Raw genomic sequence first — 26947 nt, 5'->3', positions numbered from 1 at the left:
AATTCTCCCTAAGTGGATGAACGATCAGGCTTGCGGTTCGGCCGGTACTTCTGCATCGCCTGCGGGGGCGGGGGCGGCGGTTTCCGGGCGGGCAGACTTGATCTCTTGCAGGCCCTCGGTGTTGGCGATGACGTCACGCAACAGCTTGTCCAGATCATCGTTGCCATCGAGCTTGGTCAGCAGATCGCGCAGACGCTGACGGGCTTCGAACAGACGCCGCAGCGGGGTCACTTGCTCAACCACCTTGACCGGGTCGAAGTCGTCGATGTGTTTGAAGTTGAGCTCGATGTTGAGTTTGCTGTCGTCGCCGCTGAGGGTGTTGGTGACCTGCAAGGTGGCGCGCGGGCCGATCGAGGCGAGCACTTCGTTGAAGTTATCGCGGTCGATTTCGGTGAAGCGCCGTTCATTCAGTTTCGGGAGTGGCTCGAGAGGTTTGCCGGAGAGGTCGGCAAGAATGCCAACAACCAACGGCAATTCTTTCTTCTCGATGGCGTTGCCGATTTCGACGTCGTAGGTGATTTGCACCCGGGGCGGGCGAACCCTGTCGAGCTTGTGCTGAGTACTTTCTGCCATGGTGGCTGACTCCGATGCATGAGGCGGGCGCAATGCATCGGGAGGCCCGTTTCATCGCATTCCCTTACTGGACCGTAGGTTAGAAAGGGAGGGCAGAGGACCTGTCATTCCTTTGACGAACCTTCCACATTCGTCGTGCTGACCGAACTACCCAAGACGCTAGAACAGGTCTATAAAAAAGCAAACAAAAAGCATTTTTGGACTGTATCGAGAAAAGGAAAATTCATTTTGTACGCACGTTTTTTTTCTTTGGTTCTGCTCCTGTCACTCCCCGGGTGTTCGTTGTTCGGACCTCGTGTCGACCTCGATAACCTGACGCTGGACGTCGCGCCCCGCGCCAACGATGACACGCCGATCGCGGTGGACTTCATTGCGGTGAACGACGCGGATCTGCTCAAGCAGTTGTCGGGCATCACCGCCCGGCAGTGGTTCGCCGAACGCGAGCAGTTCCAGCGTGACTACCGACAGCTGATGACGGTCTGGGGACTGGAGCTGGTGCCCGGTCAATTCATCGACAAACAACCCTTCCCGCTGGGGGGCAAGCGGGCGGCTGGACTTTTAGTCTTCGCCAGCTATAACACTCCCGGAGCACACCGGTTACGGCTGGACGATCAGAGCAACGCCTGGCTCAAGTTCGACAGTCGCGAGATGACGCTGGTCAGCGATCACCCGAACTGAACACCGGGGTTAAGGGCACATCGGACCTGTAGGAGCCAGGCTTGCCGGCGAAGGCGTCTGTAAGAGCGCCTTCGCCGGCAAGCCTGGCTCCTACAAAAAAGCGGTAAAGGGGCAAGCCCCCTCGCCACAGGGATTGCGGTGTTCAAGTCCGGGCCAGGCCGCCCATTTTTTGTGCGGCAATAAGAGATGTCGAAAGGAGTCGTATGAGTCTGCTACCTGACGCGGTTTGCTGGCATGAGGGCATGCAGTTATTGCCCCAGCATTTTCAGTTGCAAGGGTTGCGGGCCGAGGCGCTGGTGGCGCATTTCGCCCAGGCCTGTAATCCGTGGTTCTGGGGCGTGACGCGAGTCGAGTTCGATCCTTCGGCATTGAGCGCCGGGCTCGTCCGGCTGATCAATTTGCAGGCGACCTTGCCGGACGGTTTGCCGGTCAATCTGCAGGCCGGTGTGGGGCCGATGCTGGAGCTCGACGTCAGTGAAGTGATCGATGCCACGGACAATGCCACCGTCACCGTTTACCTGGCGATCAGTCCACTGTGGCGCGCCGGGCAGTTGCTGCCGCTCAAGGGCCGATTGCAATCGGTGGTCGGCGATGCGTTGCCGGATCTCACGAGCGGCGAGTACCCCGAGTCGATCACGGTCTGGCGTCCGAACCCGCGCTTGTGCACGCAACTGAACAAGGCGGATTCCGTCTGCCTGCCACTGCTGAGGATTCGCAAGGAGGGCGGCGGCTTTCTTCAATTGCCGTACACCCCGCCAACGCCATGCCTGTTGCCCGAGTCGGTAGTGGGGCGGCGCGTGGCGGGGCTGTGTGCCCGGGCGCGGGAGAAATGCATGTTCCTCGCCGGTCGTTTGCGCCAGGCGCAGCAGGCTGGCAATCAGGACGACGCGCTGGAAATTCGTCGCCAGTTGACGGCGCTCTGGGCGCGGCTGCCGGAAGTCGAAGGCCTGCTGAACAGTCGGGTGGCGACGCCTCAGGCGCTGTATGGATTGCTGCTCGGGTTGGCCGGCGCCTGGTCGTCGCTCGATCCATTGGCCGGTGTTCCGGCGTTCGCACCGCTGGACTTTCTTGAGTTACAGCGCGGCTATGAAGCGGTGCTCGACTGGCTTGAAAAGACCCTCGAACTGATCCGCGCCGGTTATCGCAGCCTGGCGTTCGAACGCAGTGAACAGACCTTCTCGATTCAATTGCCCGACGATCAGCCGAGCCAACGGCTGGTCATCGGTTTGCGCATGCCCAACGGTGCCAGCGAGCAGGCCGCGAGCGAATGGTTGCGCGGGGCGATCATTGCGTCGCAGCCGCACATCGCATTGCTCAGTCGTCAGCGCATGAGCGGTTTGTCCCATCAGGCCATGAGTCGCAATGAACAAGTGGCCTACAGCGTCGGCGACGATACGCGGTTGTTTGTGGTGACGGCCGAAGGCCAATGGTTCGACGGGCAGTTGCCGTTGCTGATTGCCGCACCGGCTTCCAGGCTGGCCAGCAGTCCATGGCAAGTGGTGCTGTTTGTCGCCCAGGCGAGTGAGAGTGCTTGATCAAGGAAGGAACGTCCTATGTCTGAGGGCAATGTCGGATCGGGTACACGAGGCCTCCACGAAGCGCCGCTGAGCAGTGCTTTTCGCCAGGCCTGGCAGCAATGGTCCCAGGACTGGAACCAGTTGCCCAAGGACAGCGAGGACGAAGCGCTGGTGGAAGCGGTGGTCGAACTGTCCACGCAAATCTCCCAACGACTGTGGCGAACCGCATTCGCCAAAGTCGGTGACGCCGCCACCGAGCAAGTCAAGGCGCTGGTCTATGCCTTTGTCGCGCTGGTCGATGAAACCTTGCTGTTCACGCCGTGGCCCGGGCAATCGGCCTGGCAGGAAAAACCCTTGGAGTCGCGGTTGTACGCCAGCCGTCAGGCCGGTGAGCGGATACCGCTGGCGATCAAGGAATTGCTGGACGAGCAGATTCCCACCACTCGCGATCTGGCCAACGTCTATTTGCAGTGTCTGGTGCTGGGATTTCAGGGACGGCTGCGCGGCGAACCGAATCAGACTCAGCATGAAAAATGGCGCCTGGCGCTGTTCACCTTTGCCTGGCAGCACGAGGCGGATTATGCCGACGTCAGTGCCCGGCTCGAACAACCTTCGGCCGTGCCGCCGCTGCAATTGCCAGTGCGCCGTTCGTTGCCCGACGGTTTTCGCCTGGGCCTGGGGATTCTTGCCATGGTCCTGCTGCTGACCGGGTTGGGGCAGTTGTTCTGGCGTGACATTCGTCTGGAGCTCGAACCGGTGTTGCAGATGACCGATTCCGTGACCGCCTCGGAGCAAGACTCATGAGCACGCTGGGGATTCTCGGCCTCGTCATTGCCGTGCTGTTGCTGCTGGCGATTGTCGGGGTAGCGGTCTGGTGGTGGCGCACGCAAAGCGGTGCGGCGATTCGCAGTTTTTACCTGGCGGTGCGGCACATGGAGCAAGAGCAGGGCGCCCAGGACCGGTATCAGATTCCATGGCTGCTGATGCTCGGCAACGAAACCCAGGGCACGCAGTTGTGTAGCCAGTGGCGTTTGCAGCCGACGGACAAACCGGCCTGGTTCGGCCGCTGGTGGTCGGACCCTGAAGGTGCAGTGTTGGTGGTGCCACAGGCGCTGTTTTTGCCGGATGAAGGCATGCACCTGCAACGGGGCGGCTGGTGGCGTTTGCTGGGATTGATCCTGCGCTTGCGCAGTCAACGTCCGCTGGACGGAGTGATCTGGACGGTGCCGGTCAGTCGACTGGGCAACGTCGAGCAAGCCGCGACCCTCGGGTTGGCGGCACGTCGACGCTTCATCGATCTGTTGCAACGGTTCGGGCTGAGCCTGCCGGTGTACGTGGTGATTACCGGCATGGAAGAGTTGCCGGGCTTTCAGGAGTTGATCACCGCGCTGCCGGTCGAGGCCCGTGAACGCACGCTGGGCTGGTCGTCGCCCCACGGGACCGATGCGGTCTGGCAAGCGCAATGGAGCGATCAGGCACTGGATCAGGTGACTCGGGCCTTGGCGGAATCGATCATCGAAATCGGCGCCTTGTCCGGGCAACTGAGCACAGAGCTGTATGGCTTGCCGGAACGTTTCGACGCCTTGCGGCGCCATCTGCAATCCTTGTTGGAGCCGGTTTTCCAGGGCAATGCGCAAGGTGAGGCACCGCGCTTTCGCGGTATCTATTTCACTGCCAATCAGCCCGCGGAAGACAGCGCCGACGGATTTTCGGCCTACGACACCGGGTTGCAGCAGAGTGCCTTCGCCCGGCAATTGTGGCAGCGGCGGGTGGTCGCCGAGCGCGGTCTGGCCCAGGTGGTGCCGCGTCTGTTACGCCTGCGTCAGCGCTGGCAGCGCGTGACCGGTGGGGTGGCGCTGGTGGTCGCGGTGGTTTGGGGCGTGGGCATGCTGTGGGTCTGGCAGGATTCGGTCAAGGAGGCCCATGAACTCTCGCGCCTGTTGCAAGGGGCGCAGAAAAACTACGCGGCGGTCACGGATGAATCCCATCGGTTGGAGTCGACCCGGCGCAACGTCCAGGGTTTCTGGCGGGTGCTGGAAAAGGCGCCGGGCTGGAGCTTCACCTCAGTGGTATTTCCGACCTCCTGGTTCTCTTCGCTGGATGCGCAGTTGGCGAGCGAGTTGCGCCTGACCGCCCAGAGCCATTTGATGCTGCCGTTGCGCGACCTGTTGAGCGCGGAGCTGGCGCAACTCAAGACCATCCGCAACACCGAACGACGGGGTAACGTCGAAAGCGAAGATCCGGCCCAATGGCAAAACTACGTCAAGGCCAAGGATCTGGTGGAGCGCGCGGTGAATCTGGAGCAGCAGAACCAGTGGTTCAGTCAGGCGCTGAACAACCCCAAGGCCCCTCTCGAAGATCTGGTGTTGCTGAGCAACAACGCGTTGTCGCTGAACCTCAACGTCGGCACGTTGCACCGCGCCGGTTTTTACAATCGGGCGTTGTTCGAGGCTGATGGCAGCGATTTGCGACCGCTGGATCTGACCGTCGAGCGCCCGGTGATCGAGGAAAATTTCCTCGGGCTCATGGAGCGCTGGCTGGACCAGTATTTCCTGGCCGACAATTTCGTGCGCCAGGCCGGTTATCTCAAGCTGCATCTGGAACGGCTGGAAGCCGGCAGTGGCAACTCCCTCACCGAGCTCGAAGATTTGCGCGCACTGGTCGATGACCTGCAAACCGTGATCGGCTTGACCAATTCGGCGTGGGGCCGCGGCAAGGGTCAGGACCTGGTGCCTGGCTACCGTGAGTTGCTGGACAACGTGCGCAAAAGCGCCTTGCTCGGACCGCAACTGGAACAACAGTTGGAAATGCAGGCGGCCAAGCTGCAACAGAGTTTTCGCGATCAATGGATCGTCCAGGCCGGCTCCCGGGACAATTTATTGATCCAGCAAGGCAGCGGGCAACTGGTCTTGCAGGAACATGTGGTGCAGCTCAACAACGCGGTGCAGGCGCTGTTCAAGCGTGACTTTGTGGCCATCGCCTTACAGGCGGATCGCTCTGAAGCCCCGGATGGGCAAGGGCAGGGCGTTGATGGCGACGACCTCGACAGTGCGCTGAACTATTTCGCCAGCTACAAGAGTTACGCCGCCGAAGAGTTGCCACGCATTCCCCCGGCGTATCGCGGCGCCTTGTTGCAAGCGGCCGAAGGCGCAGTGGTCAAGGCCATGTTGTCGAGCCTGCGCGAGCACAATGCTCAGGTCCATGGCGGTGTTTTCAATGTGCAGGCCTCCCAGGCGATTGCTTTGCAAAAAGCCTTTATCGAGGTGCGTCGCAGTGATCTGGCCACGCGTTTGCAAACGGCCTTGAACCGCCGCGCCCTGGCCGAAATCGTCAGCGGCCTCGACGAAATCGTCGCCCAGCCGCTGTTCAGCGGGCGCACCGAAATCAGCCAGTGGGACGGCTCGAAAAACCTCGGCCTGCAACTGTATGGCGCCAACGACGTGCAGGATTTGAAACTGAGCCTCAAGCAGCAATTCAACACCATGCTCGGCATCACCGAGCGACGCACCTCGGCGCTGGAGTGGCTGAAAGTCCAGCAACAGAACCTCTCGGCGCTGGATTATGAACGCGTGACGCAGTTCAGTGCGCTCAACGACGAACTACTCAAATACAAGGAACAGAACCCCGCCAGTTCGCCGGCGCAGATCGAACAATTGGTCAGTCGCGACTTCATCGAAATGGACGCCACGTCCTGCAGCCAGATCCTGCAAACCGCCAACCTGTCTGGCGGGCGCGGAACACTGGCGTTGCGGGCGGTGGATCTGCAACAAACTGCCATGCAACGCTGCCAGTTCCTGCAGCAGCAACAGGCAGCGGCCGCATGGAACGACCTGGCCAACTATTTCAATCAGTACCTGGCGGAGCGCTTTCCGTTTGCCAATGGCCTTCAGGCCGCCGACGCTGACCCGGCCAGGGTTCAGCATTTGCTGGAGCTGATCGACAAGCGTTTGCCGGTGGCGCAAGCCGGATTGCTGCTGAGCCAGACCCCGGAACGCCTGGCCGCCGAAGACTTTCTCAATCGTCTGAAGCAAGCCAGTACCTGGCTGGGGCCGATGTTTGTACGCGACAAGAGCGGTGTGTTGGGGCTGGAGATGGACGTGCGCTGGCGCACCGATCGAGAGGAAGAGCGCGGTGCCGATCAGGTGATTGCCTGGGGCTTGAATGCCGGCAATCAACAGCTCAGCTATCCCGGCGAGCCGCAGCAGAACCTGCGCTGGATGGTTGGCCAACCGATCCGGCTGACCTTGCGTTGGGCCCGAAATGGCTACCAGCGCCCGGCCAACGATCCGTTGCAGCCGAGCCTGGTGGTGCGGGATCTGGAAGCGGGCTGGGAGTACAGCGGTCCGTGGTCGTTATTGCGCTTGATGCGCTCGCACGTGTCGGTGCAGCGCCAGCCGAACATGGACTACACGGACTTTCCGTTGACCTTGCGCCTGCCTGTGACGACGCAGTCCAGCACCACCACCGCCGAGCAAACCCTGATGTTTGTGCGCCTGTCGTTGATGACCCAGGGCTCGAAATTGCCGCTGTCCATTCAGCCCTTGCCAACCCGGGCCCCACGCTCTCCGTTCATGGTGACGAGATCGACCGCGGGCATTGAAGCCCATGACATCGAATCCCAAAAGGAGGGCCTGTGAATCAACCTTCAACGCCGTTGCCGGAACTGATTACTCAGTTGCTCGAACCGATCAGCGAGCAGGCGCCCTGTGGTCAGGATCTGCGTTATGAGCCTGAGTTCGACCGGTTGCGCGAACTGCGCCGTGAGGACGACACCAGTTTGCCCACGGGGGTGTGGCAGTCGTCGATCAAACGCGCCCAATGGCCAGAACTGGAAAAACTGACCACCAGCCTGCTGCTCGAACGCAGCAAGGATTTGATGCTCAGCGCCTGGTTGGGTGAGGCCTGGCTGCATCAGGATGGGCTCGAAGGGTTGCCGGGCAGCCTGGCGCTGGTGGCCGGGTTATGCGAGCGCTACCCCGAGCACCTGCACCCCCAGGCGGAGGACGGCGATCAGTCATGGCGGGTGATTCCGCTCGAATGGCTGGCTCGACGCTACGCTGAAGTGCTGCTGACCCGCGTGCCGTTGTTCGAGCCGCGCAACAATGAATTCGATAGTTTCTGTCTGGATGCCTGGCGCCGATTGCAACTGCAACAGGTACAGGCCAGCGACAGCAAAACGGCCAAGACCTCGGCTGAAAACGCGCGCAACGAACAGAAAAAGTTGACCGAACAGATTCGCGCCACCCCGTTGTCATTCTGGTTGCGCAGCCAGGGCACGTTGCTGCTCAGCCAGCAGCACCTGCAACGCCTGGAGGTGTGGAGCGACGCTTATCTCGGCAATCAGGCCCCAGGCTTCAAAGCGTTGCAGGACGTGATTGAAGCGTTGTTGACGCTGGTTCAGGAGTTCATCGCCATGCACCCACGAAAACCGACCCCGGCGCCTGTCGAAATTCCAGCGGTGGCGGCATCGAGCCCGGCCGACGTGCCGCCCGTCATTGCGGCGCCTCAGGTGTTCAGCGAGCCGGCGAATCGTGAAGAGGCGTACCGGCAATTGCTGTTGATCGCCGAGTACCTGGCGCGCACCGAACCCCACAGCCCGGTTCCCTATTTGATCAAACGAGGCGTGGAATGGGGCAACAAGCCCCTCAGTGAGCTGCTTGGCGAACTGATCAGCGCCGATGCCGAATCCCGGCGACTCTGGACGCTGTTGGGCGTCCTTTAATGAGTGTTGCGGGCGGCTGCCGACGGCCGCGGTAAAGCGATGGGGGTGAGCACCGGTTGACCGGAAAAAAATGCCGTCAGGTTTTTGCCGACCAGTTCCACGGTGCCTTGGGTGGCCTCCGGGGACAACCCGGCGACATGCGGGGTCAAAATCACGTTGGCCAGTCCCTTGAGGGCGTCCGGCACCTGCGGTTCGTGATCGAAGACATCCAGCGCGGCGCCAGCGATCCGTCGTTGTTCCAGCGCGCTGATCAGGTCAGCCGTGACGATCACGCTGGCCCGCGCGATGTTGACGATAAATCCGTTAGGCCCTAAAGCGTCGAGTACCTGCCTGTTGATCAAGTGCTGAGTGCCGAGCCCGCCGGGTGCGGCAACGATCAGAAAATCCGAATGGCGTGCCAGTTCGGTCGGCGTCGAGCAAAAGCTGTAGGGCACGTCGCTGCGATGCTGGCGGTTGTGGTAACTCACGCTCATGTCGAAGCCGTTGGCGGCACGTTTGGCGATAGCGATGCCGACGGCACCGAGGCCGAGGATGCCCAGGCGCTTGCCAGCCAGGGAAGGGCGCATGATTTTCGGCCACTCGCCCCGACGCACGGCAGCATCGGCCCGAGGAATATCGCGCACCAGTGCCAGCAGCAACGCCATGGCGTGGTCGGCGACGGAAGAGGCATTGACGCCGGCCCCATTGGTGACGGTGATACCACGGTCGGCCGCGGCTTGCAGGTCGACGTGTTCGTAACCGGCCCCGATCACGCAGATGAGCTTAAGGTTGGGCAGGGCGGCCATTTCATCGGCACGCAGGCCCAATGGACCGCGCGTCAGCACCGCATCGATCTGGCTGCCCTGTCGGGCAATGGCGGCGGCGCGCTCGGCCGGGGTCGGGGCCAGGATCAAATGAAACCCCTGATGTTCGAGAATCGGCAGGTATTCATTGATGGTTTCAACCAGTACCAGAACAGTTGCGGTCATGCTGGGCTCCTGTGGGCAGCGGAATTTCGGGGTTTGAACGTCGTTTCAGGTTGCTGACTCCAGAGCGGTTTGGCAATGGTCAGGGGCTTTGGCTCCCGGTGTCGGAGCTGGCGAAGCCTGCGATCCTTCTAATGACAACACTAGATCATTTGCCCGCGATTCGTAGGAGCGAGGCTTGCCCGCGAAGAACGATTACTCGGTATTCCTGATGGACCGAGGCGACTGGTTCGCGGGCAAGCCTCGCTCCTACGGGAGAACGCGTGTTTCGCCAGCTGCATCTGATCCGCATAACCATTCCTCAGCTAAGTCTTTGCTTCTGTTGATTAATCCCGGACAATCGCGCCCCTGTTTCGGCCAGGGCGCTGCCTGTCGGTTTTTTCCGACTCGTCCTGACCGGGTGGCAAGTGACCGGAAAGCGGAGATCCGACCGGATGAATGATCAGGCCAATAGCGTCGACGAACGCTATGTAGCGGCAACACCAGCGAGCCTAGAAAGCTGGAATCGCCATGACACCACCTGGATGCTGGGCCTGTTTGGCACGGCAATCGGGGCCGGCACCCTGTTTTTGCCGATCAACGCGGGGCTGGGCGGCTTCTGGCCGCTGCTGATCCTGGCGGTGCTGGCATTCCCTATGACGTTTTACGCCCACCGTGGCCTGACCCGCTTTGTCTTGTCCGGCCGCGAAGGCGCCGACATCACCGAAGTGGTGGAAGAGCACTTCGGCATCAAGGCCGGCGCGTTGATCACGTTGCTGTATTTCTTCGCGATCTTCCCGATCCTGCTGATCTACAGCGTGGCCCTGACCAACACCGTGGGCAGTTTCCTCGAACATCAACTGCACATCATGCCGCCACCGCGCGCCGTGCTGTCGTTCGTATTGATTCTCGGCCTGTTGGCAGTGGTGCGTTGCGGCGAGCAGGTGATCGTCAAGGCCATGAGCCTGATGGTCTATCCGTTCATCGTCGCGCTGCTGTTTTTGGCGGTGTTCCTGATTCCTCACTGGAATGGCGGCATCCTCAGCACCGCCTCCACGCTGCCTGAGTCGTCAGCGCTGCTGCACACCCTGTGGCTGGCGATTCCGGTGATGGTGTTCTCGTTCAACCATTCGCCGATCATCTCGGCGTTCGCAGTGGACCAGAAGCGTCGCTACGGCGCGCATGCCGAAGAGCGCAGCTCGCAGATCCTGTCCCGCGCCCACCTCTTGATGGTGGTGATGGTGCTGTTCTTCGTCTTCAGCTGCGTGCTGACCCTGTCGCCGGCGCAACTGGCCCAAGCCAAGGCGCAGAACCTGTCGATCCTGTCGTACCTGGCCAACCACTTCAGCAACCCGACCATCGCCTTCGCGGCGCCGTTGATTGCCTTTGTGGCCATTTCCAAGTCGTTCCTGGGCCACTACATCGGCGCCAGCGAAGGCTTGAAGGGCCTGATCGTCAAGAGCGGCAAACGCCCGGCACCGAAGACGCTGGACCGCATGACCGCGGCGTTCATGTTGGTGGTCTGCTGGATCGTTGCCACGCTGAACCCGAGCATTCTCGGCATGATCGAAACCCTCGGTGGCCCGATTATCGCGGCGATCCTGTTCCTGATGCCGATGTACGCGATCCGCAAGGTTCCGGCAATGGCGCGCTTTCGTGGTCAAGCCTCTAACGTCTTCGTGACGGCGGTAGGCCTGGTGGCGATTTCGGCGTTGATCTACTCCCTGACTGCCTGACGCATACCCCGTAGGAGCGAGGCTTGCCCGCGAATCAGTCGCCTCGGTCCATCAGGCATACCGCGTTATCGTTCTTCGCGGGCAAGCCTCGCTCCTACGGGGTTCAGGGCAACCTGATCCAGAGCACACCATTCCAGGGTATTAACGGCTAAGCTGCGGGTTGCATTAGCGCATCATCGTGGAGCGCTTTCTCTGGAGACGCTTTATGGCAGGTGCCACTGGCGCAACGGCGCAACCCCGTGCCGATATACCCAATCGCTGGCTGGACGTATTGGCCGGCTTGTCGATTGCCGGTTTGTTGTTGCCCGAGGCGGTCGCCTATTCCAGCATTGCTGCGTTACCGCCACAGGCCGGGGTCATTGCGTTGTTTGCCGGTCTGCTGTGCTACGGGCTGTTAGGCACCAGCCGTTTTGCCATCGTTTCCGCGACCTCTTCCTCCGCCGCCGTTCTGGCTGCCTCCACCGCCACGCTGGCCAACGGTGATTCCGCCCTGCGTATGAGCCTGGCGATCGGTCTGGTGCTGGTGACCGGTGGGTTCTTTTTGCTGGCCGGTCTGCTCAGGCTCGGCAGCGTGACTTCGTTCATTGCCAAACCGGTGTTGCGCGGCTTTGCCTTGGGCCTGGCGATGACCATCATCCTCAAGCAGGCGGCGAGCGCCGTCGATGTGCACTTGAACAGCGGCAATCTGATCCACCTCATGCCGCAGTTGCTGGAGCAGTTGCCACAGTGGAATCGCGTCGGCGCGCTGGTGGCGGCGGTGTCATTGGTGGTGCTGTGGCTGTGCGCGCGGGTCCGGCGTTTGCCCGGAGGTTTGCTGGTCGTGGCGCTCGGCATTGCGGCCGGCCAGTGGCTGAACTTACCGGCCTACGGGGTGAAACTGATCGGTGTGATCGACCTGAGCCTTGAAATGCCTCGGCTGCCAGTATTGCCGTTTACCGACTGGCTACGTCTGGGGGAATTGGCGTTTGCCATGGTGATGATTCTGTATGCCGAGTCTTACGGATCGATCACCTCGTTTGCGATCAAGCACGGTGACCGCGTCTCCTCGAACCGTGATCTGCTGGCCCTCGGTGCGGCCAATCTGCTGTCCGGGCTATTCCATGGCATGCCGGCGGGAGCCGGTTACTCCGCGACGTCGGCCAATGAGGCAGCGGGGGCCGGTTCGCGTCTGGCCGGCGCGGTGGCGGCGGGGGTGGTCTTGCTCATCGTATTGACGGTACTGCCCTACATCGCCCTGACTCCCGAGCCGGTGCTGGCCGCCATCGTCATTCATGCCTTGGCGCGCGGTTTGAGCCTGCAGCCATTGGGGCGCTATTTCATCTGGCGCCGCGACCGCTTGCTGGTGATCTGCGCGGTGGCGGCGGTGCTGGTGTTGGGGGTGCTGGACGGCTTGCTGGTGGCGGTGGTGATCAGCGTGGTGCTGATGCTGAAACAGATGTCTTCGGCGGATATTCAAGTGCTGGGGCAAATGGGCAGCGGTCACGATTACGTTGATCTGCAACGTCATCCTCACGCCGTGCAAACCCCCGGCATATTGATCCTCAGACCCAGCGAGGCACTGTTTTTCGCTAATGTGGAACGCATTCTGGGTGGTGCCCTGCACCTGGCCCGGCACTCAGAGCCACTGGTGCATACGATTATTCTCAGTCTCGAAGAGTCGCCTGATCTGGACGGCACCAGCATCGAAGCGCTGGAAGCGTTCTTTTTGCAGGTGCGGGCGTTGAACATGTTGTTGATCCTGGCGCGGCTCAAGGACCAGGCTCAGGCGGTACTCTCGATATTGCCCGCCCAGGAGCGCGAACAGGTCATTCTCAGCGACCTGAGTGTCGACGTTGCCGTACACCAAGCGCTCACGTTGGCCGGGCAGGTGTCGCAGGCATAAAAAAACGCCGCTCATCTCACGATGGGCGGCGTTTTTTATGGCGTTGTAACGTTAGGCTTGAACGACCGGGATGTTGGCGTTCGCAGCAGCTTCACGGAACTCGGCGATCTGGTCGAAGGACAGGTAGCGGTAAACGTCGGCCGCCATGCTGTCGATCTTGCCAGCGTATTCCATGTACTCCTCGACGGTCGGCAGGCGACCCAGGATGGACGCAACGGACGCCAGTTCGGCCGAAGCCAGGTAGACGTTCGCGCCGTCACCCAGACGGTTCGGGAAGTTACGGGTCGATGTCGACACAACAGTCGAGTTCGGCTCTACACGTGCCTGGTTACCCATGCACAGCGAGCAGCCTGGCATTTCCATGCGTGCGCCGGCCTTGCCGTAGATGCCGTAGTAGCCTTCTTCGGTCAGCTGGTGCGCGTCCATTTTGGTCGGCGGCGACAGCCACAGACGGGTTGGCAGCTGCCCCTTGACCTGATCCAGCAGTTTACCGGCAGCGCGGAAGTGACCGATGTTGGTCATGCACGAACCGATGAACACTTCGTCGATCTTCTCGCCAGCAACGCTGGACAGCAGACGGGCGTCGTCCGGATCGTTTGGCGCGCAGAGCACAGGCTCCTTGATGTCGGCCAGGTCGATTTCGATGATTTCAGCGTATTCGGCGTCAGCATCGGCCACCATCAACTCAGGGTTGGCGATCCAGGCTTCCATCGCTTGGGCACGACGTTCCAGGGTACGCACATCACCGTAGCCTTCACCGATCATCCAGCGCAGCAGGGTGATGTTCGATTGCAGGTACTCGGTGATCGATTCTTTCGACAGCTTGATGGTGCAACCGGCAGCCGAACGTTCGGCCGAGGCGTCGGACAGCTCGAAAGCCTGTTCGATGCTCAGGTTGTCCAGGCCTTCGATTTCCAGGATGCGGCCGGAGAAGGCGTTCTTCTTGCCTTTCTTCTCGACGGTCAGCAGGCCAGCCTGAATCGCGAAGTAAGGAATGGCGTGAACCAGGTCACGCAGGGTGACGCCCGGTTGCATCTTGCCTTTGAAGCGCACCAGGATCGATTCCGGCATGTCCAGCGGCATCACGCCAGTGGCAGCGGCGAATGCGACCAGGCCGGAACCGGCCGGGAACGAAATGCCCATCGGGAAACGGGTGTGGGAGTCACCACCGGTACCGACGGTGTCCGGCAGCAGCATGCGGTTCAGCCAGCTGTGGATGATGCCGTCGCCCGGACGCAGGGAAACGCCGCCGCGGGTCATGATGAAGTCAGGCAGGGTGTGGTGGGTGGTCACGTCGATCGGCTTTGGATAAGCCGCGGTGTGGCAGAACGACTGCATCACCAGATCAGCGGAGAAGCCCAGGCACGCCAGGTCTTTCAGTTCGTCACGGGTCATTGGACCGGTGGTGTCCTGGGAGCCGACGGTGGTCATCTTCGGTTCGCAGTAGGTGCCTGGACGCACACCGGCTACGCCGCACGCCTTGCCGACCATTTTCTGCGCCAGGGTAAAACCCTTGGTGCTTTCGATCGGGGCATCCGGTTTCTTGAACAGGTCGAACGCTGGCAGACCCAGTTCGGCGCGAGCCTTGTCGGTCAGGCCACGGCCGATGATCAGCGGAATACGACCGCCGGCACGGACTTCGTCCAACAGCACTGGGGTCTTCATTTCGAAGGTGGTGATGACTTCGTCGGTACCGTGCTTGCAGACTTTGCCAGCGTGCGGGTACAGGTCGATCACGTCGCCCATGTTGATGTTGGTCACATCGAATTCGATTGGCAGTGCGCCGGCATCTTCCATGGTGTTGTAGAAGATCGGAGCGATCTTGCTGCCGAAGCAGAAGCCGCCAGCACGCTTGTTCGGCACGTAAGGAACGTCGTCGCCGAAGAACCACAGCACCGAGTTGGTGGCCGATTTACGCGACGAACCGGTACCGACCACGTCACCGACGTAGGCGATCGGGAAGCCGCTGTTGCGCATTTCTTCGATCTGCTTCATCGGACCGATGGAGCCTTGCACGTCCGGCACGATGCCGTCGCGAGCCATTTTCAGCATGGCCAGGGCGTGCAGCGGGATGTCCGGGCGGGACCAGGCATCAGGAGCAGGAGACAGGTCGTCGGTGTTGGTTTCGCCAGGAACCTTGAACACGCGCAGGCTGATCTTGTCGGCCAGTACAGGGCGGTTCTTGAACCACTCGCCGTCGGCCCAGGATTGCAGCACGCCTTTGGCGTGAACGTTGCCGTTCTTGGCGCGTTCCGCGACGTCGTGGAAGGCATCGAACATCAGCAGGGTGTGCTTGAGTTCTTCGGCGGCCACTGGCGCCAGTTCGGCGTCGTCCAGCAGATTGACCAGCGTCACGATGTTGTAGCCGCCCTGCATGGTGCCGAGCAGTTCAACAGCGCGTTTCTTGTCGATCAGAGGGGATTTGGCTTCGCCTTTGGCGAGGGCAGAGAGGAAACCGGCCTTTACATAGGCAGCTTCGTCCACGCCTGGCGGAACGCGATTGGTGATCAGGTCAACGAGGAAGGCTTCTTCGCCAGCCGGGGGATTCTTCAGCAGCTCGACCAGGCCTGCAGTTTGTTCGGCGTTAAGCGGCTGGGGAACGATACCCAGTGCTGCACGCTCTTCGATATGTTTGCGGTAGGCTTCAAGCACAGTTATTACCCTCATCAGTGGTCCCAAATGGGTGTCCGGGACGCTCATCCCGAAATTGCCGTACTCATGCGCTGCGTGGCGTTGTGGGCCGCTTAGCCAGAATTACCGGCAATTCCTTACAGAAGCTGCTTTCAAAGTTTTACGCCTGCAGAACGGGGAGCTGATGAGGGTTGGCGTCAGGTTTTTCACCGCTGAAAAACCCTTCGCCAACACCGCTCTGAAGGAACGACTGTGCTCGTGACGCTTTGAAAACAGCTTCTAACGGACATTGGCGCCTTAAAAGGCTGGCTGATTCTACGGCAAAAAAAAATTAAAGGTAAGTCAGGGTCTATTGAACTTTGGTGGCGAGCCGCGTTGCTGGGCCAACGTGTGCGAGGCAAGGCGCGGGATGCCGCCAATGGTTGTTCCCTTGGCAAATCCTGCAACGCAGCCTCGCGCACGTTGGCACGCAACCCGAAGGGACGGAGCCCGCTTGGTGCAGGGCGGCGTTGCTCGGAACTTATTTGGAACAACCAAACTGCGTTCCTCGCGCCTTGCCCTGCACCAAGCGGGCATCCGTCGCGGCCGTCACCAAAGTCCAATAGACCCTGAGCCCTCGAATTTTGAGGGGTGATGAATGTTAGACAAAGGGCTAACATGCCGACCTGTTCTGCTTTCCCGTGTTTTGCCTACCTATGCCCAATCAGACCATCAAGACCCCCTGCGTCGGCCTCTGCTCCACTGTTTACGGTGACCTGGTGTGCCGTGGCTGCAAGCGTTTCCACCATGAAGTGATTCACTGGAACGGTTACAACGAGGAAGAAAAACGCGCGGTGTGGCTGCGTCTTGAGCAACTGTTATCGCAAGTGATGGCCAGCAAGGTGGAAATTTTCGATCCCGCGTTGCTGCGTCTGCAGCTGGAGCAGCGCAAGATCCGCTTTGTGCCGCATCAGTCGGAATATTGCTGGGCTTATCAGCTGATCGCCCGGGGGGCGCGGGTTATCAACAATCTGGAAGCCTACGGGATGGTGCTGCTGCCGGAGTTCCGCGACTGGAACCTGCCGGAATTGCGCGATGCCATTGATCGGGAATTTTTTCTGCTCTCGGAAGCGCATTACCAGCGCTACATTGCGCCGGGGTTTCTCAAGGATGCGTTTGGCGGTTAAACCTTAAAAGCTTCGCGAGCAAGCCCGCTCCCACATTGGATCTGTGTCGTTCACAAATTTCATGTCCAATGGAGATCCCATGTGGGAGCGGGCTTGCTCGCGAAGGCTATTTATCTGACGCCGAAAATCTCAATGCTGGGTCACGATCTCTTCCAGATGATCCATGATCGTATCCGGCTTGAGCACCAGCACATCGCTCTCCAGCGCATCCAGCACCACCTCCGCCGTATTCCCGATCAACGCCCCCGACAACCCGGTCCGCGCCACGGTGCCGATCACCGTCACCGATGCCCCCAGCTTATGGGCCATGTACGGAATCAACACATCCGCCGGACCTTCCTTGATATGCAGATGCTCGTCATCAATGTCGAACTCGGCCTGAAAGGCTTTGCACTGCTCGCGATAGCGGGCCTCAATGGTTTCGCTGAGCTGAAACGTCGGGTCGGCCGCCGACAGCATCGGCGATGGGTGAGCGCTGATCACGTGTAAATGGGCCTTGGCCAGGCTGGCGATGTCGTAGCCATGATCGATGATGCTGGCGTGCAAGGTACGGTGTTCGCCGTCGATGTTGCCAACATCGATGGCCGCCAGGATCACGCCGCCGGTCCAGGGCTTGGCGGTTTTCACCAGCAGCACCGGGGTAGGGCAATAACGCAGCAGTTTCCAGTCCGCCGGGGTCAGCAGAGCTTTTTTCAGCGGGCTGTCAGCGAAATGCTGCTTGACCACCAGCCCGCAGCCTTCGGCTTGCTGCACCTCGACGATGGTTTCGTGCAGGCTTTCGTTCCAGGCCTGTTCGGTGGTGACGCTGTAACCGTCCGCCACCAGCGCAGCCTTGAGCACGCCAAGCATGCCAGCGTGATCATGCTTTTTATCGCAGACCAGCAGGTGCAGATGGGCCTGGGTCACGCCAGCGATCAGTTTGGCCCGTTTAAGCGCCAGGCTTTCCGAGTGTTCGGGTTCGATGACCACCAGGATGCTGCGAATGGCTTGCATGATCGGGATCTCCATGAAGATAAAAAACACTGCGTTGGACAACTATAGTTGCTGGCCGGCATTCGGCGACTTGATGCATATCAACGGTTGGCGTCTGGTGGTCTGTCGGCAGGCCGGTATAATCGGCGCCCTTCGTTTTGTACCTTTTATCCGTGAGCCCCATGATCCTTCCCGAAATTCACGAGTTCCTCGGCTGCCGCACGCCTGATGGCTGGGTCCAGGCCGCGCTGGCCGATCAGGAAACCCTGCTGATCGACCACAAAAACTGCGAATTCAAGGCGGCCAGCACGGCGTTGAGCCTGATTGCCAAGTACCACTCCCACGTCGATCTGATCAACCTGATGTCGCGTCTGGCCCGGGAAGAGCTGGTGCACCACGAACAGGTCATGCGCCTGATGAAAAAGCGCAAGATCGGGCTGCGTCAGCTGTCCGCCGGGCGTTACGCCTCGGGGCTGCGCAAAGTGGTGCGCAGCCACGAACCGGTGAAGCTGGTGGATACCCTGGTGGTCGGCGCCTTCATCGAAGCCCGCAGCTGCGAGCGTTTCGAGGCGTTGGTGCCGCATCTGGATGAAGAGCTGGGCAAGTTCTACTTCGGCCTGCTGAAAAGCGAGGCGCGGCATTTCCAGGGTTACCTGAAACTGGCCTATCAGTACGGTGACGCCAAGGACATCGCCCAGGTGATCGACAAGGTTCGTGACGCCGAGCAGGCGTTGATCGAGTCGCCGGATGTGGAGTTTCGCTTTCACAGTGGTGTGCCCGCCGCCGCATAACCTTGTAGGAGCGAGGCTTGCCCGCGAAGGCGATCTCAAGGACGCTTTCGCCGGCAAGCCGTGCTCCTGCAATTGCGTCGGGAACTGTCAAAGACTGTAAAGCGACCTAACGGCTCAAACCCAGGCGCTCATGCCATTGGGCGATGGATTCTTCGGGATAGACGTCGAACTGCTGGTCGCCCGGATGCGCCTCGACTTCTACCCATGGCGCCTTGGAGCCGAGCATCAGATGCGTGTGTTCCGGTGGTACCGGCAACGGAGTGTCGATGGCCGAGGCAAACGGGTGAATCAATTCCGGCCATTCAGGGCTGAACAGCCATAGTCCCGAGCCGCAAACGGAACAGAAATGCCGCTCGGCGGTGCTGCGATGGGCGCGTATGTCACCTTTTTCCTTGAGCCGCGCATGGTAAATCGAGATGTGCTTGCGACCGCGCACCTTCAGGCTGGCGGCATCGCCAGCAATGTTGATCGCATAACCGCCACCGCCCTGGGTCCTGCGACAGATCGAGCAATAGCAGCGTTGATAAGGGTAGGGGTGGGCGCTGGTCAGGCTGAACGACACCGCGCCGCAATGGCAGGAGCCTTCGAGCTGCATGGGAACCTCCAATGAGGTTGGGATGACTCAGGACAGCCTAGACTGTCAGTGTTCCTTGTCAGTTGAATTTATGTTGGCTGGCGGGCCTCTTCGCGAGCAAGTCCGCTCCCACACTTAATCGTTTTCGTACACAAAATCTGCGTTCACTGAAGATCTAATGTGGGAGCGGGCTTGCTCGCGAAGAACGATAACGCGGTCTACCGCCCGGGCACCCGCCACAAGTACCACGCCGCCACCGTCCGATAAGGGCGCCACGCCATCCCGATTTCAATCATCTGCTTACGAGTCGGCTGTACTTCCAGCCCCTTCAGCCGCCGATAACCCTCACGCACGCCAAAGTCATCGGCCGGTAAAATGTCCGGCCGCTCCAAGCTGTAGATCAGCAGCATTTCCACGGTCCAGCGACCCACCCCACGCAAGGTGATCAAGCGCTCGATCAAGGCTTCATCGTCCATCGCCAGCGCCGTGGCGTAATCCGGCACCACGCCGTCCAGAGCGGCCTGAGCAATGCCCTGAATGGTCGCGATCTTGCTGGCGGAAAACCCGCAACCACGCATCTGCTCGAAGTCGGTCGCCAGAATCTGCTCAGGCCTTGGGAAGGTGCTCGCCGGAAACAACGCCAGCAGCCGGCCGACAATCGCATCGCCGGCCTTGGCATGCAGTTGCTGATAGGCAATTGCCCGCACCAGCGATTCGTAAGGATCGCGAGCCGCATGGGGCTGATGCAGGCAGGGGCCGATGGCGCTGATGTGGCGTTGCCAGTCGGCGTCGAGGGCCGAGAGAAATTCGCTGGCCAGTTGGTAGGTGTCGGGCATGGAGCATCCTGAAGCGCGGGTGACTGCGGGGGAGATTAGCCCTCACTCCGCAGCGCCGCACTCCATTGCTTGCGGTCAAACTTTGCCGGAGGAGGCCAGCAGGGCGTTCACTTGGCCATAAGTGAAGGCCTTGAGGTCGCTGCTATCGAGTTTTCCGGTTTCCAGAAAGCTTTTGGCTACCGACGCCATGGCGCCGTAGAGGAATTCGGCGATGCTCGAGCCGGCGCTCAAACGGCGCACGCCGAGGGTTTGCAGTTCTTCAGGCGAAGGCAGGCCCGCGAAACCCAGCACGTTCACCGGCAGCGTTGTGCCACGGCACAACGCTTCAATCTCATACGCCGCCGTGACGCCCGCCGCGAACAGCCCGTCGGCCCCTGCGGCCTGATACAACGCGGCCCGTTTGAGTGTTTCTGCGACGCGATCTTCGGCCGGTACCAAGCCCTTGAGATACACGTCGGTGCGAGCGTTGATAAACAACTTCACGTCCCGGCGATTGGCAACCTGGCGAGCGATTTCGATCTTGTGGGCCAGCAGCTCGGGCGGCGAAGCACCGTCCTCGATATTGATCCCCACGGCACCGGCGGCGATGACGGCGTCGATCACTTCTGCGACCCGACCCAGGTCATCGGAATAACCGGCCTCAATGTCCACGGTCAACGGCACCGTGATGACTCGGGCGATGGATTCAACGGTGGAAACGAGACGTTCAAGCGGCAAGGTATTGCCATCCGGGTAGCCGTGAACCCAAGCCACCGCCGCGCTGCTGGTGGCGACAGCCTTGCTGCCTAGCTGTTCCACCAGTCGCGCCCCGGTGGCATCGGCGACGTTGGTCAGAATCAGCAAACCGCTCTGATGCAGTTGGTGAAATTGGTTGTCGAGTGTGTCCATCGAATGTCCTTCCTTATGACTTTTTTTGAATAAACGGTGGCGTGATCAGAACGCGAGTTGCTCGGTGATTTGCACCGCGGCGCTTTCCAGCCTGAGCAGAAACGCCTTGCGCGGCTGTCCTCCACCATAGCCGGTCAACGAGCCGTCTGCACCGATCACCCGGTGACAGGGCAGGATAATCGCCAAGCGGTTTTGTCCGTTGGCCAGGCCCACGGCGCGACTGGCGCCGGGGTTGCCCAGTTGTGCGGCGATGGCGCCATAAGTAGTGGTCTGGCCGTAGGGGATTTTCATCAGTTCGGCCCATACCTGCCGGGCGAAAGCGCTGCCGGGCAGGCGCAGTGGCATGTTGAATTCGGTTCGTTTACCAGCGAAGTATTGCGCCAGTTCTTGTTCAGTCTGCTGCAAATGCCCGTTGTGTCCGGGTACCACGGCGTAGCCATAACGGCTCTGCAATTCTTCGATTTCCTTGGTCAATGCCGGTCGATCGAGAAACTCTAGCAGCACCAGGCCACGCTGTTCGGCCATGGCGATCATTGGCCCCAGCGGCGTGGTCAGTCGAGTGAACAGCAGCGGCTCGCTGTGGGCCGCGCGGCCGGGCGTGATATGGAACGACTTTTGAAACGCATCGCGAAAGCCGCTCAGGGATTCGTAGCCGGAGTCGAACGCGGCGTTGTCGATGGATGCGCCCTGTTTGATGCCACCGAGGGCGATGCCCAGGCGCCGGCTGCGCAGCCAGGCGTGAAAGGTCATGCCGAAATGCTGCTTGAACCAGCGGCGCAGTTTCAGCGGCTCGATGCCCTCGGCCAGCAACTGGGCATCGGTCCAGCGCAGATCGGGGTCGGCGTCCACGGATTTGAGCAGCCGCTGCACCCAGTCCGGCGCGATGGCCGCGGCGTCCAGCGGCTTGCAACGCAGACAGGCCCGATAGCCCGCCGACATCGCCTCATCGGCATGGGCGAAAAACTCAACGTTTTCCGGCTTCGGTTTGCGCGCCGTACAGCCGGGGCGGCAGAAAATGCCGGTGGTTTTGACCGCGGTAAAGAACACCCCCTCGTAGGCGGTGTCGCGTTCGAGCATGGCGCGAACCATCTCGGCGTGGGGCGGAAGCACAGCGTTTTGTAGGTTCATGGGCTGAGCATATGCTGCGTCGCCCGGCGCCTCCACCGGAAAATCGATAGTGAATTTTTGTGGCCCTGCGCTACAGTCATCGGGTCGCCGGTCATGCTGTAAACGATATTTACAGGAATCATCCTATGCAACCGTTCACGATCAAACACATCGATCACATCGTCCTGCGCGTCAAGGATCTCGAACGAAGTATCACTTTTTACGGCGAGGTACTCGGCGCCGAACTGGTCAAGCGCCGTGACGATCTGGGCCTGGTGCATTTGCGTGCGGGCACCTCGATGATCGACCTCGTCGACATCCAGGGCGAACTCGGCCGCAAGGGCGGTGCTGCCGCTGGCCACGAACGGCGCAACGTCGATCACTTCTGCCTGCGCATCGAACCGTTCGACGAGGAAGCGCTGGTCAGTCACTTGCAGTCCTTCGGCCTGCCCCCCGAGAAAGCCGCCGTGCGTTTCGGCGCCGAAGGCCACGGGCTGTCGATCTATTGCTTCGATCCGGACGGCAATCAGGTCGAACTGAAAGGGCCGTCCCAAGGGTAAAGTTCAGGCCCGTTTCGCCATCAACAACACTGAGGCCGCAGCCGACAACAATCCCGCGCAGCAACGGTTGAAGATCTGCTTGCCCCGTGGTTCGGCGAACCAGCGGCGCATGTGCAGGCCCATGTAGGCGTAGGCGCTGATGGCGATCCATTCCAGCAGCAGGAACAACGCGCCGAGTACGACGAATTGCGCGGCAATCGGTCGAGTCGGGTCGACGAATTGCGGCAGGAATGCGGTGAACAGCAAAATAGCCTTGGGATTACCCGCAGCCACCAGAAACTCCTGCCGCGCCAGAGCGACAATACCAATTGGTGCGGCGGTCACAAGCTGCTCGGCCTCGGGATTGGCGCGCCACAATTGCCAGGCCAGGTACAACAAGTAAGCGGCGCCGATGATCTTGATCGCATAAAACAGCCATTCCGAGGTTTTCAGCACCACCGACAACCCGGCGGCGGCCAGGGCGATCATCCCGGCAAACGCCAGCAAACGACCGACGCCGGCCACGCAGGCGCGACGATAGCCATAACGGGTAGCGTTGCTGACCGACAGTAGATTGTTCGGGCCGGGAGCCATGTTCAGGGCGAAGCAGGCCGGGAGAAACAGGGTGAGGGTGGCGAGGTCCATGACGACGGCTCCAGTAACGAGAACCGTATTTTTATCATGAGTGACGAGTGGGCCGGCCCATACAGCGGTGAACGCAAATCGCCATACACTTGTGCCGGCTTGGTTAGCGCTAATGTCAGTCGGTTAGCGCAGTCGTGGGAGCGGGCTTGCTCGCGAAAGCGGTGTGTCATTCAACATTTATGTCGACTGACCTGACGCCTTCGCGAGCAAGCCCGCTCCCACAGGTTCTGCGCCTTAACTGGCTGGCATTGAATGCTGGTCAGTTAAGGGTAAATCGGACATGTAGGAGCCAGGCTTGCCGGCGAAGGCGTCCTTCAGAGCCTTCGCCGGCAAGCCTGGCTCCTACAAGGGATCTCCTTCGTCATTCAGCGATCAACCGGAAAGGCACGCTATTTGATCTGCACAATCACCGGACCTTCCGTCACGATCGGCGGGTTTGCGTGAATATTCGAGGCATTCTTCTGAATCCAGTCGCGTGCGACTTTCAAGCTCGCATCGCTGCCGGCCTTGTCCGTGCAAACAGTCACCGCCGTACCGCCATCACCCGTGTTCAGCAGTGTGTAGCTTACCAGGCCTGGCACTGTCCGCAGGGTAGCTTCGACGTCGGCCTTGCGCTGTTCCAAAAGCTCGAAAAGCTGCTTTGCTCCAGCACCCAGGTAGGTTCTTATAACCGCATACATGGTCGTCTCCTTTGGGGAAAACAGGGGACAGACCACGATTGCTCGGCATATGCCTTAAATCGTGGTCTGTCCCTTTTTATGTATCCCTATTTATGTTCCCGGCGGTCCTGATGAAGATCAAGATCAAAAGATCGCAGCCTTCGGCAGCTCCTACGCGGGACGTGGTGCTTCAACAGGCGGAGTACCGTCGTGAAACATCGTCTTCAGTTGCGCACGCAGTTCCGGTGAGTCGGTGTGCTTGTGAACGCTGACCGCATGCTGTGCGGCGGCCTCGAGCAGTTCGTTTTCAGAGTCTGCGGACAGCGCGACCGAGCATTTGGAATCGCTTGGAAACTCGCGGCAGTCGATGTATTTACGCGCCATGATCTTTTCCTCCCTACGACGAAGGCAGGCCGTGGCCTGCGTGAACGATCACTCGACGCGATACCACGTACATCAAACACGATTGCAGGTCGCTTCGAGTGTGCCAACTCTTAGAGTATAGGCTCGCCACAAGGCGCATCGTGGCAGGCTTGCAATGACGCAGAGGGGTGTTTTCTTCAATACGGCGTTCAGGCTGCTCATTACCTTGAAGCCTGGTTCAACTGAATTGAAGAAGGTATGCAATGAGTCTGATTCTTTCCATGGCCGCGTTTGCGCTGGCAGCTTCGATTACACCGGGACCGGTGAACATTGTGGCGTTGAGCTCTGGCGCGCAGTTCGGCTTTCGCGCCAGTCAACGGCATGTGACCGGGGCGACCCTGGGGTTTGTTCTGCTGTTGGTGCTGATGGGGTTGGGATTGCATGAGGTGTTGCAGCGTTGGCCGGCGCTGACGCGGGTGGTGCAATGGGCGGGGGTGGCGTTTCTGTTGTTCATGGCTTTCAAATTGGCCACTGATAACGGTCAACTCGATGCCAAGGAGTCGGGGCGGGCGCCATCGATGCTGTATGGCGCGGTGATGCAATGGCTCAACCCGAAAGCCTGGCTGGCCTGTGTGGCGGGGATGGGCGCGTTTGTCGCCGATGGCGAGGCGCGGCTGGTTTGGCAGTTTGCGGCGGTGTATCTGGTGATCTGCTACTTGTCGGTGGGTTGCTGGGCCTATGCCGGCACGTTTTTGCGCGGCTATCTGAGCAACCCGGCGGGGATGCGCCTGTTCAATCGGGTCATGGCGTTGTTGCTGGCGGTGAGTGCGGGGTATTTGCTGCTGCCGTAGGTTTGCAATGGTGGTTACCGGCACAACTCTTATTGCCAATGCTTTCCCTGTGGGAGCGGGCTTGCTCGCGAAAGCGGTGTGTCATTCAACATTGATGTCGACTGACCTGACACCTTCGCGAGCAAGCCCGCTCCCACAGGGGATTTTGTGTTGGCATCAACCGCGATACTGCCCCGGTGTCGCCGCCAGATGCTGTTTGAACGCGCGCTGAAAATGCGCCTGATCAGCAAACCCGGCTTCCAGCGCCACATCGGCAATCAACTTGCCGCTACGCAGTTGTTCCTGCGCGAACTGGATGCGCCGGTTGATCAGAAACGCATGGGGCGTCATGCCGTAATGCTGCTTGAACGCGCGGATCAGGTACGACGGCGACAGTTGCGCCGCCTCGCAAATATCCTCGAGCTTGAGCATGTGCGTGCAGTTGTCGCGGATATAGTCGGCGGCCCGTTCCAGCTTGAAATTGGGTTCGCGCAGCGGTTGCTCGACAGGGTTGAGCCGCTGTTGCACGTCGGTGAAAAATTCCACCGCCGCGCTGTGCTTGCGCAGCACGTCTTGCTGCGGGTCGATCAACACCTCGTACAAATTCTTCAGGCCAGCAAACAGCTCGGCGTCACGATTGTGAGTGATGGAAAACCGGCGAAACGCCGAGTCCTGGCTGAAGCCGAGCTGATGCTGCAAATCGGTCAGCCAAGGCGTCTCGACGTACAGCATCAGGTACGACCACGGCTGGTCGTCGATCGGGTTGCAGGCATGCACATCGCCCGGATTCATCAGCACCACGGTGCCGGCACTGACCTGAAACTCCGATTGCTCGTGAATATAGGTGCTGCGCCCGGCGGTGATCGCGCCAATGGAAAAGTGCGCATGGGAATGCCGGCTGTAGCAGACCTCGCGACCGTCGGCGATGGAACGGGCTTCGATGAAGGGCAGCGCGTCGTCACGCCAGAAGCGCGGGGCTTTGTCTGCATCTTTGGTGACGGCGTGCTTCATCCTGGCGTCCTCGGCGGTTCAGCTCTGGAGTGTATTAGCTCTCGCCGTCAAAGGCTCGTTGCAGCATGGCGATGTCGAGTTTTTTCATTTGCAGCATCGCCGCCATGGCGCGCTGGGATTTGGCTGTGTCGGGGTCTTTCATCATGTCCATCAACGCCACGGGCACGATTTGCCACGACACGCCGAATTTATCCTTGAGCCAGCCGCATTGCTGGGCTTCAACGGGACCGCCCGCAGACAGGCGCCCCCAGAAGTGGTCGACTTCTTCCTGAGTGTGACAATTGACCTGGAATGAGATCGCCTCATTGAACTTGAAAACCGGGCCACCGTTAAGGCCGGTGAAGCTCTGCCCATCGAGTTCGAAACTGACGGTCATCACCGAACCTTCCGGCCGGCCGTGGATTTCCTGACCGGCCTTGCCGTAATGGGTGATGCCGGCGATTTTGGAATGATCGAAGATCGCGCAGTAAAACTTCGCGGCGTCCTCGGCCTGATCGTCGAACCACAGGCAAGGCGTGAGTTTTTGAACGCGGTGCATGGCAGTGCTCCTCTGCGGGTTAATCACTCTGGATTATCAGCGTAGTCAGCCTGTGGTGGTCCGGTTGTGCCATAGATCGACAAGTCGTGAGAATTTCCCCAACCCGTTTGGAGCGAATGGGCGGCGACCGGTGGTCGATGAACATGGCTTGTGGGTCAAATTGCGCTTAGCTGTATGGATAACCCAAGGCGCGCGTAACCCGCCGACCTTGTAGGAGCGAAGCTTGCTCGCGAAGGCGTCATTGCTGTCACACCGCGTTATCGTGCTTCGCGGGCAAGTCGGATCGCCGCACCGCTCGCTCCTACACAAAAATGATGGCGCCGAGGCAGAGGCGCCCCTTCAGAA

At 60.3% G+C, this 26947-nt stretch carries 24 protein-coding genes; 11 read left to right on the top strand and 13 right to left on the bottom strand.

All coding sequences use genetic code 11. From position 1 onward, the window contains the following. Positions 1–24: 24 nt before the first annotated feature. Positions 25–573: a type VI secretion system contractile sheath small subunit gene (tssB, locus tag KW837_RS13300; protein ID WP_007906307.1), complete on the bottom strand. Its 549-nt coding sequence runs from the start codon at positions 571–573 to the stop codon at positions 25–27. A gap of 228 nt (positions 574–801) precedes the next feature. Here tssB and KW837_RS13295 point away from each other — a divergent pair, with 228 nt between their 5' ends. The 5 genes from KW837_RS13295 (at position 802) to tssA (ending at position 8490) form a co-directional block, all read left to right on the top strand. After that, complete coding sequence (locus KW837_RS13295) at positions 802–1251, top strand: type VI secretion protein (RefSeq protein ID WP_218396311.1); 450 nt, start codon at positions 802–804, stop codon at positions 1249–1251. A 203-nt stretch (positions 1252–1454) separates the two neighbouring features. Then, positions 1455–2786 (top strand): type VI secretion system baseplate subunit TssK, encoded by a 1332-nt coding sequence (gene tssK, locus KW837_RS13290; RefSeq protein ID WP_218396309.1) that lies wholly within the window; start codon positions 1455–1457, stop codon positions 2784–2786. 18 nt (positions 2787–2804) lie between these two features. Next, the gene (locus KW837_RS13285; RefSeq protein WP_218396307.1) at positions 2805–3572 is read left to right on the top strand and encodes a DotU family type IV/VI secretion system protein; all 768 of its coding nucleotides are present in this window, start codon (positions 2805–2807) and stop codon (positions 3570–3572) included. Next, positions 3569–7405, top strand: a complete 3837-nt coding sequence (locus tag KW837_RS13280) for a type VI secretion protein IcmF/TssM N-terminal domain-containing protein (RefSeq protein WP_218396304.1) — start codon at positions 3569–3571, stop codon at positions 7403–7405. The genes KW837_RS13285 and KW837_RS13280 overlap by 4 nt, the downstream gene beginning before the upstream one ends. Further along, the gene (gene tssA, locus KW837_RS13275; protein ID WP_218396302.1) at positions 7402–8490 is read left to right on the top strand and encodes a type VI secretion system protein TssA; all 1089 of its coding nucleotides are present in this window, start codon (positions 7402–7404) and stop codon (positions 8488–8490) included. Before KW837_RS13280 ends, tssA begins: the two co-directional genes overlap by 4 nt. Here the strand turns inward: tssA and KW837_RS13270 are convergent. Continuing rightward, on the bottom strand, positions 8487–9458 hold the full coding sequence (locus KW837_RS13270; protein ID WP_218396300.1) for a 2-hydroxyacid dehydrogenase: 972 nt from the start codon (positions 9456–9458) through the stop codon (positions 8487–8489). The two genes, tssA and KW837_RS13270, sit on opposite strands and share 4 nt — an antisense overlap. A gap of 431 nt (positions 9459–9889) precedes the next feature. Here KW837_RS13270 and KW837_RS13265 point away from each other — a divergent pair, with 431 nt between their 5' ends. Both KW837_RS13265 and KW837_RS13260 read left to right on the top strand, forming a co-directional pair. Then, a complete protein-coding gene (locus tag KW837_RS13265) occupies positions 9890–11170 on the top strand; it encodes a serine/threonine transporter (RefSeq protein ID WP_218396298.1) in 1281 nt (426 codons plus the stop codon). A 205-nt stretch (positions 11171–11375) separates the two neighbouring features. After that, a complete protein-coding gene (locus KW837_RS13260; protein WP_218396297.1) occupies positions 11376–13052 on the top strand; it encodes a SulP family inorganic anion transporter in 1677 nt (558 codons plus the stop codon). Positions 13053–13103: 51 nt separating this feature from the next. Here the strand turns inward: KW837_RS13260 and acnB are convergent, their stop codons facing one another. Beyond that, positions 13104–15704, bottom strand: a complete 2601-nt coding sequence (acnB, locus tag KW837_RS13255; RefSeq protein WP_218396744.1) for a bifunctional aconitate hydratase 2/2-methylisocitrate dehydratase — start codon at positions 15702–15704, stop codon at positions 13104–13106. Between the two features lie 674 nt (positions 15705–16378). Between acnB and KW837_RS13250 the strand changes: the two genes are divergently transcribed. Further along, entirely contained in the window at positions 16379–16849 is a 471-nt protein-coding gene (locus KW837_RS13250) for a DUF1289 domain-containing protein (RefSeq protein WP_048394589.1), read from the top strand. 129 nt (positions 16850–16978) lie between these two features. Here the strand turns inward: KW837_RS13250 and KW837_RS13245 are convergent, their stop codons facing one another. Then, on the bottom strand, positions 16979–17842 hold the full coding sequence (locus KW837_RS13245) for a universal stress protein (RefSeq protein WP_218396296.1): 864 nt from the start codon (positions 17840–17842) through the stop codon (positions 16979–16981). A 161-nt stretch (positions 17843–18003) separates the two neighbouring features. Between KW837_RS13245 and KW837_RS13240 the strand changes: the two genes are divergently transcribed. Beyond that, on the top strand, positions 18004–18612 hold the full coding sequence (locus KW837_RS13240; protein WP_038984135.1) for a tRNA-(ms[2]io[6]A)-hydroxylase: 609 nt from the start codon (positions 18004–18006) through the stop codon (positions 18610–18612). 106 nt (positions 18613–18718) lie between these two features. Here KW837_RS13240 and KW837_RS13235 read toward each other — a convergent pair whose 3' ends face one another. The 4 genes from KW837_RS13235 to KW837_RS13220 form a co-directional block, all read right to left on the bottom strand. Further along, positions 18719–19207 carry a GFA family protein gene (locus KW837_RS13235; protein WP_218396295.1) on the bottom strand — a complete coding sequence of 163 codons (489 nt, stop codon included), beginning with the start codon at positions 19205–19207 and terminating at the stop codon, positions 18719–18721. Between the two features lie 197 nt (positions 19208–19404). After that, the gene (locus KW837_RS13230) at positions 19405–20022 is read right to left on the bottom strand and encodes a DNA-3-methyladenine glycosylase (protein WP_123495125.1); all 618 of its coding nucleotides are present in this window, start codon (positions 20020–20022) and stop codon (positions 19405–19407) included. Positions 20023–20097: 75 nt separating this feature from the next. Next, positions 20098–20910, bottom strand: a complete 813-nt coding sequence (locus tag KW837_RS13225; RefSeq protein ID WP_218396294.1) for an isocitrate lyase/phosphoenolpyruvate mutase family protein — start codon at positions 20908–20910, stop codon at positions 20098–20100. Positions 20911–20955: 45 nt separating this feature from the next. Next, positions 20956–22038: a bifunctional transcriptional activator/DNA repair enzyme AdaA gene (locus KW837_RS13220; protein WP_218396292.1), complete on the bottom strand. Its 1083-nt coding sequence runs from the start codon at positions 22036–22038 to the stop codon at positions 20956–20958. A gap of 125 nt (positions 22039–22163) precedes the next feature. Between KW837_RS13220 and KW837_RS13215 the strand changes: the two genes are divergently transcribed. Beyond that, entirely contained in the window at positions 22164–22577 is a 414-nt protein-coding gene (locus KW837_RS13215) for a VOC family protein (RefSeq protein WP_218396290.1), read from the top strand. 3 nt (positions 22578–22580) lie between these two features. On the opposite strand, the gene KW837_RS13210 is transcribed toward KW837_RS13215, so the two are convergent. The 3 genes from KW837_RS13210 to KW837_RS13200 form a co-directional block, all read right to left on the bottom strand. Continuing rightward, complete coding sequence (locus KW837_RS13210; protein ID WP_218396288.1) at positions 22581–23201, bottom strand: LysE family translocator; 621 nt, start codon at positions 23199–23201, stop codon at positions 22581–22583. Positions 23202–23590: 389 nt separating this feature from the next. Then, entirely contained in the window at positions 23591–23881 is a 291-nt protein-coding gene (locus KW837_RS13205; protein WP_192343663.1) for a hypothetical protein, read from the bottom strand. A gap of 150 nt (positions 23882–24031) precedes the next feature. Next, positions 24032–24244, bottom strand: a complete 213-nt coding sequence (locus KW837_RS13200; RefSeq protein WP_008074349.1) for a DUF1059 domain-containing protein — start codon at positions 24242–24244, stop codon at positions 24032–24034. A gap of 242 nt (positions 24245–24486) precedes the next feature. Here KW837_RS13200 and KW837_RS13195 point away from each other — a divergent pair, with 242 nt between their 5' ends. Beyond that, positions 24487–25074 carry a LysE family translocator gene (locus KW837_RS13195; protein ID WP_218396286.1) on the top strand — a complete coding sequence of 196 codons (588 nt, stop codon included), beginning with the start codon at positions 24487–24489 and terminating at the stop codon, positions 25072–25074. 156 nt (positions 25075–25230) lie between these two features. Here KW837_RS13195 and KW837_RS13190 read toward each other — a convergent pair whose 3' ends face one another. Together KW837_RS13190 and KW837_RS13185 are read right to left on the bottom strand one after the other, a co-directional pair. Continuing rightward, positions 25231–26064 carry an AraC family transcriptional regulator gene (locus tag KW837_RS13190; protein WP_218396284.1) on the bottom strand — a complete coding sequence of 278 codons (834 nt, stop codon included), beginning with the start codon at positions 26062–26064 and terminating at the stop codon, positions 25231–25233. A gap of 34 nt (positions 26065–26098) precedes the next feature. Continuing rightward, positions 26099–26602: a VOC family protein gene (locus KW837_RS13185; protein WP_218396282.1), complete on the bottom strand. Its 504-nt coding sequence runs from the start codon at positions 26600–26602 to the stop codon at positions 26099–26101. Positions 26603–26947 lie beyond the last annotated feature (345 nt).

Source organism: Pseudomonas sp. PDM24 (genome assembly GCF_019218905.1).
Taxonomy (GTDB): Bacteria; Pseudomonadota; Gammaproteobacteria; order Pseudomonadales; family Pseudomonadaceae; genus Aquipseudomonas.
The sequence above is the reverse complement of the archived record's forward strand: the minus strand, read 5'-3'. Positions and strand labels throughout refer to the sequence as shown.

Coding starts and splice junctions, on each gene's coding strand:
- tssB (WP_007906307.1), bottom strand. CDS start 573: ATGGCAGAAAGTACTCAGCACAAGCTCGACAGGGTTCGCCCGCCCCGG.
- tssK (WP_218396309.1), top strand. CDS start 1,455: ATGAGTCTGCTACCTGACGCGGTTTGCTGGCATGAGGGCATGCAGTTA.
- KW837_RS13285 (WP_218396307.1), top strand. CDS start 2,805: ATGTCTGAGGGCAATGTCGGATCGGGTACACGAGGCCTCCACGAAGCG.
- KW837_RS13280 (WP_218396304.1), top strand. CDS start 3,569: ATGAGCACGCTGGGGATTCTCGGCCTCGTCATTGCCGTGCTGTTGCTG.
- KW837_RS13270 (WP_218396300.1), bottom strand. CDS start 9,458: ATGACCGCAACTGTTCTGGTACTGGTTGAAACCATCAATGAATACCTG.
- KW837_RS13265 (WP_218396298.1), top strand. CDS start 9,890: ATGAATGATCAGGCCAATAGCGTCGACGAACGCTATGTAGCGGCAACA.
- KW837_RS13260 (WP_218396297.1), top strand. CDS start 11,376: ATGGCAGGTGCCACTGGCGCAACGGCGCAACCCCGTGCCGATATACCC.
- KW837_RS13250 (WP_048394589.1), top strand. CDS start 16,379: ATGCCCAATCAGACCATCAAGACCCCCTGCGTCGGCCTCTGCTCCACT.
- KW837_RS13245 (WP_218396296.1), bottom strand. CDS start 17,842: ATGCAAGCCATTCGCAGCATCCTGGTGGTCATCGAACCCGAACACTCG.
- KW837_RS13240 (WP_038984135.1), top strand. CDS start 18,004: ATGATCCTTCCCGAAATTCACGAGTTCCTCGGCTGCCGCACGCCTGAT.
- KW837_RS13235 (WP_218396295.1), bottom strand. CDS start 19,207: ATGCAGCTCGAAGGCTCCTGCCATTGCGGCGCGGTGTCGTTCAGCCTG.
- KW837_RS13230 (WP_123495125.1), bottom strand. CDS start 20,022: ATGCCCGACACCTACCAACTGGCCAGCGAATTTCTCTCGGCCCTCGAC.
- KW837_RS13225 (WP_218396294.1), bottom strand. CDS start 20,910: ATGGACACACTCGACAACCAATTTCACCAACTGCATCAGAGCGGTTTG.
- KW837_RS13220 (WP_218396292.1), bottom strand. CDS start 22,038: ATGAACCTACAAAACGCTGTGCTTCCGCCCCACGCCGAGATGGTTCGC.
- KW837_RS13215 (WP_218396290.1), top strand. CDS start 22,164: ATGCAACCGTTCACGATCAAACACATCGATCACATCGTCCTGCGCGTC.
- KW837_RS13210 (WP_218396288.1), bottom strand. CDS start 23,201: ATGGACCTCGCCACCCTCACCCTGTTTCTCCCGGCCTGCTTCGCCCTG.
- KW837_RS13205 (WP_192343663.1), bottom strand. CDS start 23,881: ATGTATGCGGTTATAAGAACCTACCTGGGTGCTGGAGCAAAGCAGCTT.
- KW837_RS13200 (WP_008074349.1), bottom strand. CDS start 24,244: ATGGCGCGTAAATACATCGACTGCCGCGAGTTTCCAAGCGATTCCAAA.
- KW837_RS13195 (WP_218396286.1), top strand. CDS start 24,487: ATGAGTCTGATTCTTTCCATGGCCGCGTTTGCGCTGGCAGCTTCGATT.
- KW837_RS13190 (WP_218396284.1), bottom strand. CDS start 26,064: ATGAAGCACGCCGTCACCAAAGATGCAGACAAAGCCCCGCGCTTCTGG.
- KW837_RS13185 (WP_218396282.1), bottom strand. CDS start 26,602: ATGCACCGCGTTCAAAAACTCACGCCTTGCCTGTGGTTCGACGATCAG.